At 35.4% G+C, this 13,915-nt stretch carries 10 protein-coding genes and 1 pseudogene; all 11 read right to left on the bottom strand.

The genetic code is table 11. The features are described from left to right. Positions 1 to 56: 56 nt before the first annotated feature. The gene (gene lsrF / locus ADH99_RS00570) at positions 57 to 938 is read right to left on the bottom strand and encodes a 3-hydroxy-5-phosphonooxypentane-2,4-dione thiolase (RefSeq protein WP_049554413.1); all 882 of its coding nucleotides are present in this window, start codon (positions 936 to 938) and stop codon (positions 57 to 59) included. Positions 939 to 949: 11 nt separating this feature from the next. Beyond that, the gene (locus tag ADH99_RS00575; RefSeq protein ID WP_049554412.1) at positions 950 to 2,071 is read right to left on the bottom strand and encodes a substrate-binding domain-containing protein; all 1,122 of its coding nucleotides are present in this window, start codon (positions 2,069 to 2,071) and stop codon (positions 950 to 952) included. Between the two features lie 89 nt (positions 2,072 to 2,160). Beyond that, complete coding sequence (locus tag ADH99_RS00580) at positions 2,161 to 3,162, bottom strand: ABC transporter permease (RefSeq protein ID WP_049554411.1); 1,002 nt, start codon at positions 3,160 to 3,162, stop codon at positions 2,161 to 2,163. 1 nt (position 3,163) lies between these two features. Next, entirely contained in the window at positions 3,164 to 4,153 is a 990-nt protein-coding gene (locus ADH99_RS00585; RefSeq protein ID WP_049554410.1) for an ABC transporter permease, read from the bottom strand. After that, positions 4,153 to 5,652: a sugar ABC transporter ATP-binding protein gene (locus tag ADH99_RS00590; protein WP_049554409.1), complete on the bottom strand. Its 1,500-nt coding sequence runs from the start codon at positions 5,650 to 5,652 to the stop codon at positions 4,153 to 4,155. Before ADH99_RS00590 ends, ADH99_RS00585 begins: the two co-directional genes overlap by 1 nt. A gap of 174 nt (positions 5,653 to 5,826) precedes the next feature. Then, a pseudogene (locus tag ADH99_RS00595) lies at positions 5,827 to 6,045 on the bottom strand (MazG-like family protein); the annotation flags it as partial. After that, positions 6,046 to 9,132, bottom strand: coding sequence for a type I restriction endonuclease subunit R (locus tag ADH99_RS00600; protein WP_049554408.1), 3,087 nt, complete (start codon positions 9,130 to 9,132; stop codon positions 6,046 to 6,048). Positions 9,133 to 9,147: 15 nt separating this feature from the next. Further along, entirely contained in the window at positions 9,148 to 10,314 is a 1,167-nt protein-coding gene (locus ADH99_RS10400) for a restriction endonuclease subunit S (RefSeq protein WP_053091337.1), read from the bottom strand. Next, positions 10,311 to 12,890, bottom strand: coding sequence for a type I restriction-modification system subunit M (locus tag ADH99_RS00610; RefSeq protein ID WP_049554407.1), 2,580 nt, complete (start codon positions 12,888 to 12,890; stop codon positions 10,311 to 10,313). The genes ADH99_RS10400 and ADH99_RS00610 overlap by 4 nt, the downstream gene beginning before the upstream one ends. Positions 12,891 to 13,265: 375 nt before the next feature. Further along, entirely contained in the window at positions 13,266 to 13,550 is a 285-nt protein-coding gene (locus ADH99_RS10150) for a helix-turn-helix domain-containing protein (protein ID WP_065427276.1), read from the bottom strand. Continuing rightward, on the bottom strand, positions 13,492 to 13,758 hold the full coding sequence (locus ADH99_RS00620) for a hypothetical protein (protein ID WP_049554405.1): 267 nt from the start codon (positions 13,756 to 13,758) through the stop codon (positions 13,492 to 13,494). Before ADH99_RS00620 ends, ADH99_RS10150 begins: the two co-directional genes overlap by 59 nt. Positions 13,759 to 13,915 lie beyond the last annotated feature (157 nt).

Genomic DNA, 13,915 nt, shown 5'->3' on the forward strand with positions numbered 1-13,915 from the left:
AGAATTAGGGAAATAACACTCGTCTTCCCTAACCCTTTCATACCTACATTTTCAGATTATCGATTGATTAAATCTGTATAGTATTCAAATGCTTCTTTGTCCGTATATTTTTCATGAACAATTTTTGCAATACTCTTAGCCATTTCCGTTGGATGCATACTTTGGAAAATGTTACGCCCCATATCCAAACCTTTTGCTCCTCCTTGAATGGCTTTATAAGCTAACTCTAATGCTTCTTTCTCAGGTATTTTTTTACCTCCCGCAACGACAATAGGTACCGGACATGCAGCTACTACCTCTTCAAAATTATCACAATAATATGATTTAACGAGGTTCGCACCAAGTTCTGCTACGATACGAGTTGCTAGTTTGAAGAAGCGATCGGTTCTTTCCATATCTTTTCCGACTGCTACAACTCCCATCGTTGGAATGCCATAACGATTACCAAGGTTAACCGCTCTAGATAAATTATCTAAGCTTGATAATTGTCCTTCAGCTCCGATAAAAGTTTGAACGGCTAAGCAGTCTGCGTTTAATCGAATTGCTTCTTCAATATCCACTGCTAAGATTTCATGACTTAAATCATCATTCAGCATGGATGAACCTGAAGTCACTCGTAAAGCTGTTGATTTTCTCCAACTTGGATCAACACTTGTTCGAATCGCTCCACGTGTACCCATCAAGCAATCTACTTCTGGTGAGATTTTTGGAAGCACGATATCTAGACGTTCCAATCCAGCAGTTGAGCCCATGAAATACCCATGGTCAAAAGCAAACATCACTGTATTCCCGCTCTTAGGATTGAAAATATTTGCTAAATGTTTTTTCATTCCGTAATCGATATTATGAGCCCCTTTCACAAAGAACTGATCTAATGTCTTAACTGGTTGATCGATATAATATTCTTTTGAAACTTTTAAACCTTCTAAATCTGCCATTATTTTTCCTCCTAGAAATCGTATTTATCCATATTTTCCTTCGTGAAGATTGTTCTTTCTGGCAATAATACAACCCCACTATCTGGTGAATCTTTATAGTTTGGATCTAAAATAGAGTTATTTTGAACTTCAACTTCTCCAATTCCAGGAACATTAATCTTGTCACCAACTTTTACTTGGTTGCCTGAAGCTAAGTAGTTTGCAAGATACACAGCAAGAGCACCTTGCACTTTTACATCCCATAGACCCCATTCTTCAATAATGTCATCTTTAGCATATTTCTTAATAGAGTTAGGAGTTGAGAATCCAGTTACAGTAATATCCTTCTTCGTAAGTTTTGCGTTTTGAACCGCTTGTAATTGTCCTGGTAAAGCTGTTGAGTCATTACAAATGATTAAATCAATGTCTTTATGTGCAGATAAGATTGATTGACCTACGTTTAAAGCTTGTTGAGCATCTTGGTTACTGTAGTAATTTGATTCATTCACATTTTCCCAGTTTGGATAGTTTTTCTTAATATATTCTTCACCCACTTTTTGCCAAGAGTTTTGGTCTTGTACGGTTGAAGAAGAATAGTGCCATGCATATTTAATTTTGTCTTTCTTAGGATCCTTTCCACGTTTTTCTAATGCATCCACGCTCATTTTCACTAACATTTCTCCTAATTGAGTCGGAGTTCCTTGAGATACCATTAAACTACGTGCATCTGGAGAAACGTCTGAGTCCCATGTAACAACTTTTAGCCCTGCTTTTTGAGCTTGTTTTAGGGCATTATCTAGTCCTGTTGGGTCTACAGAAGAAACTGCAATAGAGCCTGCTCCTGTTTGAACCGCATTGTTGATAATGGTTACTTGGTTGGCTACTGAAGCTACAGGATTACCGTTATAATCCACTGTAAAGCCTTCTTTTTTAGCCATTTCTTGAGCGCCTAAGTTTCCGGATTCAAAGAAAGAATTCCCTGTTACTTTAGGGATAAAGACTACTTTCCCACCATTGTTTGCAGTTTGAGTTGTTGCGTTTGAATTTGAATTTGAAGTTGAACTTGAATTTTGACTACTGTTTCCACAAGCGCCTAAAAAGAAAGCCGTTGCTCCAACTAGGACACCATACGTTAAAAATTTTCTAAATTTCATGTTAATTCTCCTTTATTTGAACTCATTCTTTTGACAACTTTGCAACTGGGGAATCTCACACTATGAACTATTCATCTCTGCTTTCCTCCTTATTTCTTTTTCATTATTTTTTGGAACACTTTTGAATGAATCATGAAGTTGATAATGAGTGATAGAATCAATAGAATTCCAACTGGAATATCTTGATATTGCGCATTAACTCCAATAAGTGTTAAACCAAATTTCATAAAACCAATAATTAAGGCCGCTAACCCTGTTCCAATAACATTCCCTTTACCACCATAGATAGAAGTTCCCCCTAATACCACCGCCGTGATAATTGGTAAGGTCAAATCAGCTCCAAAGTCTGGCTTGGCTGTACCAAGATAGGACGTGAGTAGAATTCCTGAAATCGAAGCGGCAATCCCAGATAAGACGTAGGTACTCATTACAACTCTAGCAGTCTTAATTCCAGAGTATTCCGCGGTATTTCGGTTCACCCCAATGAGGAAGATTTTTCTTCCGTATTTTGTAAGGTGTAATAGAATAAACGAAAGGATTAATAAGACTGCGAAGATAATGACCTGATTTGGAATCCCTGCAATATTCCCTGCAGCAATCTCCTGAAATTCAGGTGGAAAATTAGTAATCCCTTGATAAGCTACTACTCCAGCAAGTGCGGGAACAACCAAAGCCAATCCTGAATAAAGGAAGGACCCGCCTAGTGTAATGACCATCGGCTGAACTTTTGCATACGCAATTAACATTCCACTAATCAGTCCGCAAAGCGCTCCTACAAGAAGTCCAAGAAGTACCGCTAACCAGATATTAAGCCCCATCTTTTGCCAGAGAACCCCTACACAAATTGAAGTCAATCCCATAATGGACCCAGCTTGAATATCCATTCCTCCTGTAATAATGACGTAAGTAACCAATAGAGAAACGATACACACTGGAATAAAATTATTAATCGAATTCATTAAGATGAATGGATTCAAGAAACGTGGATTCAAACTTCCGAAAATGACAAACTCTAAAATTAAGAGAAGAACTAAGAAATACTCCCAGCGCCATTTTAGAGAACTGAATATTGATTTTTTGCTCTTTTCCATCTTATTCCCCTCCTTGTTCTACTCTTACGCGGAGTCGTTCTTTTCGAATATTTTCTTGCGTTCTTTGGTTGGAAATGGCTCCAATCACCACAATTGCAATTAAGATTCCTCCTGTAATCGTATTGTTGAATGTTGAAGGGAAGTTTAAGAAGACTAGGATACTACTAATGGATGTCATCAGAATAGATCCAATAATCGCCCCGAATGTAGAGCCTTGTCCTCCTTCAAGAGCAATACCACCAATCACACATGCGGCAATTGCGGTCATTTCATAACCCGTTCCATCCGTTGGAGTAACAAATCCAATACGGCTCGCATATAAGACACCTCCGATAGCCGCAAAGCTTCCACAGATGATATAGCTGAGGAACTTAATGCGCTCTACCGGAATACCGATGAGTCTTGCCCCATCGATATTGTCTCCCACTGCTTTAAAGCTCTTACCCACCATCGTTTTCTTCGTAAAGAAGTAGAGTAAAATCGCAATCACTAAAGCGCTTGCAAATACGTATCCAAAAGTTCCTCCAATTGTTTCTTGAGAGATATTCAAAAATTCATTTGGAAAATCTTGTAACCATTGTCCATTTGTATAGATATATTGGAACCCACGAATAATCCCCATCATTCCAAGCGTCATAATAATCGAAGGAATTTTAAAGAGCACAATTCCAAGAGCATTTATTATGCCTATCACCATTCCTACGATAATCGCTACTATAAATACTGAGAAGATAGAAGCTCCCCCATTTAACATTTTTCCCGTAATGGCTGCTGTTAAACCAACGATTGCTCCAATGGAGACATCAATTTCGCCTGTGAAAAGAACAAAACACATTCCAAGCGCAACCATCGCATAAACAGCACTGTTATTAACAATCTGGAAAATATTCTCAAGAGCCAAGAACTGTGGATTGAATAATCCTACGACTACAAAAAGTCCAATAATAAAAATGATTGAGACGATTTCTCGCTGTTTGAGTAAATTCTTCATTAGACTTTCTCTCCTTTTACAACACCGAATGAGGCACTCATCAGATTTTCTTGAGTGATTTCTTCACCGACAAACTCTGCATTAATTCTGCCATGATACATCGTTACGGCTCGGTCAGATAATTGAACAATTTCTTCCATATCCGAAGAAATCATCAATATCGCAAGCCCTCTTTCTTTGAGCTCTTGAATGATTTTGTACACATCTCCTCTGGCACCTGCATCAATTCCTCGTGTCGGTTCATCTAAAATTAGTAGTTTAGGCATGGAGGCAATAGCTTTTGCAATCACCACTTTTTGCTGATTCCCACCCGATAAGCTACCAATCTCATCACTAACATCCATCGATTTAATCTTGAAGGAGCGTTTAAAGTATTCGTACATTTCTTTCTCACGTTTTCGATTTACGAAATACTTTCCAATCGACTGAAGAGAAGCGCCCGTGATATTCATCCCAAGGTCACTAATCTTAAAAATTCCGTGTTTGAATCGATCTTCGGGTACATAATTAAGCCCGAGATGAATCACCTCACTCGTAGATTTCCCAGTGATATCGATTTTTCCAAGAAGGACCTTTCCACTATGCACTTCGTCTTTCCCGAAAATCGTCTCAGCGAGTTCTGTACGACCTGCACCGACAACTCCCGCCAACCCGAGAATTTCTCCAGGAAATACTTTTAGAGATACACCTTTAAAGCCATTTCCCGAATAGTCCTCCACCGATAAAATCGGTTCGACTGTTCGATCAATGACTCTCCCATCGTCATGATTTCTAAAATCTTTCATATTCGTTCCATCTGGTAACAACGCTTGAATCAACATATCATTGGTAAACTCTTGTGTCTTTCCAGATAAGCTAATCTTTCCATCGCGCATAATAATAATGTCGGTAGCAATCTTAAAGACTTCTGTTAGACGGTGCGTAATATAGAGAATCCCAACGCCTTCTGTCTTTAGCTTCTCGATGAGTTCGAATAAAGTTTCTGTTTCATTAAAGGTCAACGAACTTGTAGGCTCATCCAAAATTAAAACTTTTGGATTACGAATCAAGCCTTTTAGAATTTCAACCAATTGTTGTTCCGCAATCGTTAGCGTATCTGCTCTACGTTCTAGATTAATACTCCATTTCAATTTTTCAATAAGCTTTAGGAGATTAGCCTTTTGTTCGCTTGCATCCCCTGGCAATCCAATTAGAATATTCTCTAAAACAGACATATTCTTAAAGAGCATCGGTTCCTGTGGCACCAAATAAATCCCACTATTTAAAGCAACAGCAGGTGTTAAGTTCTTATGTGACACCTGATTGAGAATAATCTCTCCTTGGTCGGATTTGTAGATACCCATAATAATCTTCATGAGCGTACTCTTACCCGCACCGTTCCCCCCAATAATGGCGGAAACTTCTCCAGGAGAAAGACTAATGTTAATGCCCTTTAATACATGGTTATCGCCGAACGATTTACAGATGTTTTTACATTCCAGCAACTTCACATTTTCCACGACAACATTTCCTCCTTTACAAATGTTACGTATACAAACTTTTGTTTCGTATTCATTGTACTTATTTTTTAAAGCGCTGTCAATGACGTAAATTTGATAATTCTATGAATAAAAACGAACGAAAAAAAGAAATCCCGCTAAAACAAGCGGGATTTCTTTTTGCATATCAAATAACTATACAGGATATTTCTTCAGATTTTTCACCAATTTTTTTGCAATAATTTCATCAATATCCATATCTAACTTTTCGGCTAAAGTATAACAATAGATAAGAACATCTGCTAATTCTTCCTCAATGTCCTCACGTTTTTTCTCGACAGCAGATTCTGGATCAGTCCATTGGAAGATTTCTAACAATTCAGCAGCTTCAATGGATACTGAAAGAGCCAAATCTTAAGAAAATTTACTTCTTACTTCTTGTATCCAGCTAGGTAGTTTTTTCCCTAAGTCGATACTATGTTTAATTCTATTATTATTTTCTTTATTTTGAGCAATATCCATATCAATGCTTTCAATTATTTCATCGATATAGGGAATGTTATCATTTTTGTTTTCTGAATAAGAATTTACGGACTTAATCAATATTTCTGAATTCGTAATTCCCCAAAATTCAGAAAATTGTTTAACTTCTAGCTTCAGTTTTTCTTTTTTCCAATTCTTAAACGCTACATCAAAATCTATGTCTGAAGGGATATGACCAGTGATAAGCTCTTTTTCAACAAATTCACGAATCAATGCAGCAGTCTCTGCTTCTCCATTGTCACTCAACTGTTGAATTTTTTCATAAATAAGACGCAGAAATTCGGCATCAACAGTCTGTACTTTTCCTGTTGTAATAACTTTATTACCAATTAAATTTAAAATATGACCAGCATCTATTACTTGTGTATTGGCTAACTTTGTTCTTCCTTGGAGTGTACGAATAATTGGTGGGTCTACATTTTTTGGATCTTTAGAGAACAAATTCTTATAGGCACCAATATACTTTAACCAAGTGTGTTCCGTCATTCCAAAACCATCATCTGACCATTGATATTCATAGTACTGTTGAACTATATTCATCTGCTCACTGGCCTTAAGAAAAGCTTCTTTAAAGAGTTGTTTTTCCTCTTCACAATCTTTTATTGAAGCCCACTCTGAAGGTTCTGGTAGAGTTAATACCATTTCGCTTAGTAATTTTTTCAACTTAGATACTGCAATATCATATTGATCAACAATTACTTTACTACTCTTTCCACCACTTCCGTACAATTTTAGGGCTTCATTCACACTCTCTTCAGTAATTTTTGGATACTGGAAGTTGATAATTGTTCCAAATTCTTTACTTGCACCAAATACACGATTAGTTCTTGAATATGCTTGTATTAAACTTTGTAATTCTAATTTTCGATCCACATATAAGGTGTTCAACCTCTTAGAATCATAGCCGGTTAACAGTTGATCTGCGACAATCACAAGATCAATATTTTTTGGATTTCTCCCACTTCCACCACGAGTGGCACGCTCTACCACATCCTCAAAATAAGCCTGTTCACCATGTTTTTTATCTCCAGCAATAAACTCAATCCCCGTAAACTCACTATAATCTTTGAACATCATTGCAGCTTCTTTGACCGCAATATTCTCTGGATCATTCTCATTTCCAAAGCTAAATGTCATTGCTATATTTAATACATCCCCACGTTCTGCTAATTGCTTTTTGAATTCTTTGTAATAATCTATCACACGTTTTTTATAAGCTACAGTCAAAATTGCATTAAACTCTTTATTTTGTGATTGGGTATCCCAGTTATCTAAGATTTCTTGTACTACGCGCGGAATATGAGTTTCATCTTGATAAATTAAAAGGGCATTTTTGACGGCTTCCTTTTCGACTTCAAGATCAGATAATGCTGCTATTTGTCGTTCAACTTTTTTCTTATCTAAACTCGGATCATCATTTAATATCTTCTCTAAAAGTTTTTCTTTCAAGTCTTCATAGCTTTTAAATTCACCCGTGTTTATATAATCAATATGGAACCCTAATACATTTCTGTCTGAAATAGCTTGGTCAATTGTATATTGATGAAGTTCTGGTCCAAAGAGCTTTTCAGTTGTATTAATCAGTTCACTTTTCTCATTAATTTTTCCCTTAACCTTATTTTCATCAAAAAGAGGAGTACCGGTAAATCCAAAGAAAAGTCCATTCTTTTTAAAATAGTCCTTAATCGTACCCATCATTTGTCCCATAGTAGTCCTGTGAGCTTCATCGATGATAAACACAAATTTCTTTTCAGAAAGGCTGTAATCTTGATTTCTCTTTAATTCTTCAATTAGATTATTCAACTTAAACGTTGTCGTAACTATAATCCCGTTTTTAACCATTTTCAGTTTCTTTTTTAACTGATATGTAGAGCTAGTATCATCAACATCTACTGGTTCATATGCAGCATAAGCTTTAAAATTTTCACCAGTACGGCTATCTAATTCTCGGCGATCGACAAGGAATATAACCTTATCAAATCCAGCTCGAGTAGACAGAAATAATGCCGTTTTAAAGCTAGTAATAGTTTTCCCCGAGCCAGTGGTATGCCACACAAAACCACCATGAGGAATTTTATCTTCATTATCAGCGCCAAAGGCTGCACTCTCTATTGCTTGTAGTGCATAGATTTGATAAGGTCTCATGAGCATGTGTCTACGGTTTTCTTTATCTTTTGCCTCGTCAATAACCAAATAGTCACCTACCATTTGATGAGCCATGGGAATTCTCAAAAAAAGACTAATTACTCTCTTCCAGTCATTAATCAGGTGATTATTTTTATCAGACCAATGAAACATGAATGAAGGATTAAAATCATTAACCGATTTTGGTGTTGCAAAGTAGCATGTTTCAATTTCAGTCGTGATAATCATCATCTGTGAAAATGCCATGAAGTTATTTGAATATTCACCATCTCGATAATAACGATTCAACTGTCCAAAAGCTTCTGCTATTGTTTTATCTGTTCGCTTTTGCTCAATATTAATCAAGGGTAATCCATTAATTAATAATACAATATCAAAACGATTGCCACTCGGTGCCACGATTTCACGTGCAACTTGATAACTCGAATCTCCTCCACTAACTGCAGCCTTTTTAAATATACTTAAAGTAATTTGCTTACGGGTTACACCTGGAAGACTCTCACGGTAAATACCGTCAATTTTTCCCTTTCCTTCTTCCATTGCTAATAATTTTGCAGCTTCATAAGAATTACTAATTTGATTTACTTTAGACATCACTTGATTGAATTCACTATCTGTCAATGCTACACCTTCAAGTTGATCTGCATTAATACGATTTAATTCATTACGCCAGTTATCAATCAGCGTTTGGACAGTTACTTTCTGTTTATTCCCATCAAGGAAGTCGGGAGCTTTCCATCTATATTTTTCGAGTTCTCGTACAAAGTTTTCTTGATATGTCTTTTCACTCGCAGTTTTAGGTGCATTACTCACTATTTACAATCCTCTCTATACAAACATTTCGTTAAGATATGATTTTTTTAAGTCCTCTAATTTGTTAATTTTTTTCTGTAAAAAACTAATTTTTTCGTCAAAAGCTATTAAGAAATCTGAAATAATATTCATCTCGTTTTTATCCCTTGGAACAGATATAATTATTTCTTCCATTACATTATTCATCAACTTTGGGTTCCCAACCTTTGACACATACTTATAAGCAACTAAATTTAAAATCTCACTCACAGCTTTATTACAATAACCATCATTTGACAATAAAACACCATTTACATTAGTACTAAAAAATTTACCTTTTCTATAGTTAACTGTACCAGCATTAGCTCCATCTGTTGTCCAAGTTATGGCTGTATCAAAAAGGTACTCACTATAATATCCCATTAATCCATCATCTTTAGTCTGTGATGAGTATACAGGATATTTATTAGTTTTGTCCTGTATACGAGATGTTAAAGACATTGACAATACTTGTCCACGTGTTACTTTAAACATGTCTGAAACTTTCTTTTTTTCCCAATCTTCTGCGAATCCAGGAAATCGTCTTTTAGGATTTAGTTCACCTTCTACAGGAATAATCTCTGATAAATATGCTGACTTAAGTATCTTTAATTTATATAATTTACGCTGATGAAGAGTGATGAGAGTATCCAAGCTAGAAAAATACCCGCCGATTTTAGACTGCTCATCCCCTGCTACTGGTACCGCGAACTCTAAATTTGACACCAAATTCCAATCTGCTCTTGGCATTTTAGAGCCAGCGGATTGATTAGCAATATCATCAAACTGCTGTGTCTGAATGAGTCTATACAAGAAAGATTTATCCACCTTAATAGGTTTTAACACCCACCAATCACCCACGGCAACGCCTGAAAAATCAGGATTTAGCCAATTATGAAGATATGGACGGAGCTTTCCATACAGCACCTGTGAACCATCAAAAACAATTCCTTTTTTAACAACCTCTTTTTGATTAACATCTTTATTTAATCGTCCTGCTTCTACAATAACATCCTCATATTCCACGCTTGGAAAATCTCTTGAAGATTCTTGTACAGTCGATTCTCTTAACGCAATCTCTGAGAACTTCCGCTGTTCCCAAGCGTCAGCATTTGCAAACTCCTTAAATCGTCTCTTCGGGATCAATTTATGCTTATTACTCATCGAACCACCACCAATTCACTAGCAAGTTCCTTAAATAATTTTTCCGCTTTTTCGATTTCTAAATCAATTTCATCCAACGTTTGCTCATAGCGCTTTTCAAGCATTGAAATTTTTGATAGTTCCTCACGTAATGGTCGTTCTACTAACGAAACAAGAGCTTCAATCAAATTACCAAACCATTTTTCATACACAAGTTCATCAATTTCTGCATTTGTTAGATTTTCTATCTTCAACTCTACTTCATCGTTTAGTTGTTTTTCTTGAGCTTTAAGCGATTTATTCTTTGAACTCAACGAAGTTAGAAGTTTATCTACTTCATATAATAATTCGTATTCAATAGTATTTTTTTCAATATTTTTTATTGCTGTCTTTACTTTCTTACCATCAAAACTATCCTGTGGTTCTCCTTCTTCATCCTTTTTAATAAAGTCATACAATACGTCATATTCGGGAGAATCTTCTACCTTAAATGCTTCAATCAATTCCGAAAGTTGGCTCTCGACTTCTTGTATTTGCGTATTCAAATGGTTAATTGCGTCTCTTTCAGCTTTAAATAACTTAATAGCAATTAATTCATTAGGAACAAGAATACCTTTCCATCCAACTTGTTCTTGACGTTTATTTTTACCTGAGCCTTTTGTCACCACATTCGGTTCACGAGTACGTCCAATAGAATAAAAATCACTAGTCGCTATTAATTCACAGTCCTTAGCTAAATTTTCTTTCCAAATTTCCGCCACAACTTGATATGCTGCATAGCTATCAATAAATTTGTATTTAGAAACTATACTTTTAACTTCTAAAAGCATCTCGTCCATTATAATATTCGTATCAGAATTAGAATTGACAGCTCTAAGAATATTCCAGTATTTTGTCACATAAGATTCAACGGTCGTCTTCATTTCCGATTTTATATCTAGAATCTTTTGTGCGTTGATCACTTCCTGAGTCAGTTGATTGATCTCCTTATTTAATTTCACATAACCAGTTCTCACGTTCTCGAATGAAGACGCCATAATGCCTGGTACTAAAGTATTCAATGTCGTTAATTCATCAATATTTGATTTAGGAATACCACCAAATAAATGAGCATCTACGTCTTGTACAAATTCATCATCATTAGATTCAACATAACGTGGAATATTTAAGTTCCATTCATTAGTCAAGATCTCTTCACGTGAAGCTAGATGACTATATCCTTCTAATTCCACTCTAGAAGCATACGTATCCACTATTTTTGCAATATCTTTTTCTTGCAATACATTTTGCTTTCCAACTTTTATAAAATCTTTAGATGCATTAATCACCAAAACTGGGGCTCCATTTGTACGATTTTTCTTCAAAATCATTACAACTACTGGAATTCCAGTATTTGTAAACATACCACTTGGAAGGCCAATTATTGCGTCTATCATATTTTTTTCTAATAGTCTTTGACGAATCTCTCCTTCAGTTCCACCTCTAAAAAGAACACCATGCGGTAAAACAATTGCCATTGTTCCATTGGTATCCAAATGGTAAAGACCATGTAAAAGAAACGCAAAATCACCTTTTGAATCTGGAGGTAATACACCAGCCAATTCAAAACGAGGATCACTAACTTTTAATCCTACTTGATTCCAGTCTTTTAGAGAATACGGTGGATTCATAACGACTGCATCAAATTGTACTCCAGTATTTGGTTTACTTGGATCCTCTGGCCAGTCATGAGATAAAGTGTCTGCGTTACGAATTTTCATCATACCTGGTTTCACATCATGTAAAAGCAAGTTCATACGAGTCAAGTTATAAGTTGCAGTATTTTTTTCTTGCCCATAGTAACGGAGATCTTTTTGTTTTTCTTTATTCAGGTGTTTTTTTACCGTAAGCAAGAGAGAGCCGGAACCAACTGTAGGGTCATAAATTGAAGTTAGATTCTGATCTTTAGCCACAATCTGAGCCATTACTTCAGAAACTTGTCTTGGAGTATAGAATTCTCCAGCTTTCTTTCCTGATTCCATTGCAAACTGCCCAATCAAATACTCATATGCATCACCCAGGACATCACTTTTTTGCAATGCAACCATATCAAGGTCTGCAAATAGATTGATTAACGCCTTAATATTTCTACTTCGTTCATTTAGATTACTTCCTAAAGCTGTGTCCGTTAAATCAAGAGTTGAACTAGAAAAGAGCCCTTTAAAATCATCAGAATCTTCACTAATTGCGATTGTTTTTTCAAATTCATTTAAACTATCAATTACATTTTGGACTTCAAAATCACCATGATTAATATCATAAATCCATTTTTGATATAAGTATTCTGGAGCTACAAAATATCCCAAAACCTTCTGAAGTATTTTATCTAATTCATTTCCTAATTCTTCTCTATTTTGAATATACTCTTCAACTAATTCTGCTTCTGACAACTTACCTAATCCTGCAGTTTTTCTAAACGCTTCCAATGTTTTATCACTTAAAAACTTATAAAACATTAAACCAAGCATATAATCTTTGTAACGACTTGCATCCATTGAACCCCGTAGCTTGTTGGCACCATCCCATAATCTGCTTTTAATTTCTTCTGATGTTATCACTGTTTTTCCTCCGATTTCTTTAAATTTCCTTTTTAGATAATTTTGAAAATCAATTTTTTGCTTTTTGATACTTTTACAAGTATATATTCTTGATTATATCATTTTATCAGACTATATAAAGCAGAAAAAAAGTATATTGTTCTATTTTTGAACAAAAAAAGCACCCCAAGCATTTAAATTTCAGAATGCTCGGGGTGTATATTTATTTCAATTCCTTTAACTCTTCAATTATTGGCTCATAATCAACTTTAGAATAGTCGGTAACATCTACTTCGTAAAGTTTGCCCATTTTAAAATGAGTATCTTAAATAATCTCAACAAATTCTTCTTTCGTAATGAGCTAATTTGCTGCAGTTCTATCTTTCAGAGTATCACCTAACTCTTTTTAAATTTAATTCCTAACTGACATCCATTCTTCTCAGCTAGTTTAATTAACGTTGATAATCGAGGGTTTGCCTCTCCACCTTCAAGAAATGACAATCGAGCCTGTAGGATCCCTGTTTTTTCAGCATATTCTGTTTGCGTTAGTCCTGAAGACAGCCGTAATTCAATCATCTTTATTGCTGCATCCTGCTTAGAAATCTCTCTTCGTACATCACTTTCAAACTCTGGATAAGTCGATTGTAATTGAGTGTATAATATCTTCAGGTATTTCCCCATTTTCTCCACCTTCCTTATACGTTCTTGAGACAGGTATTGACAGATACTCACTCTTATTCTTTCCTCTTCCCCACATCTCTAGAATAGATTCTGTCACTCCATATTTTTCTAATAATGCTAAAGCCGAATATAGTTTTACTGATTCTTCATAAGTCAGCGTTTCAAATTTTTGAAGCATTTTTTTCGAAACTCTAAATTTTCTTCCCATATCATCCCCTCCTAACACCATTATAATGTATACATTATATAACGTATACATTATAACGAAGTTTTTCTCAAAATAATCCATTATTTTTTAGGAAATCAGCGTTTTATTTCGTAAACCCTATTTATTATAAGAATAATTCATGATATTATCTTCGTGA

This window comes from Granulicatella sp. 572.rep1_STHE (assembly GCF_001073445.1).
GTDB classification, from domain to species: Bacteria; Bacillota; Bacilli; order Lactobacillales; family Aerococcaceae; genus Granulicatella; species Granulicatella adiacens.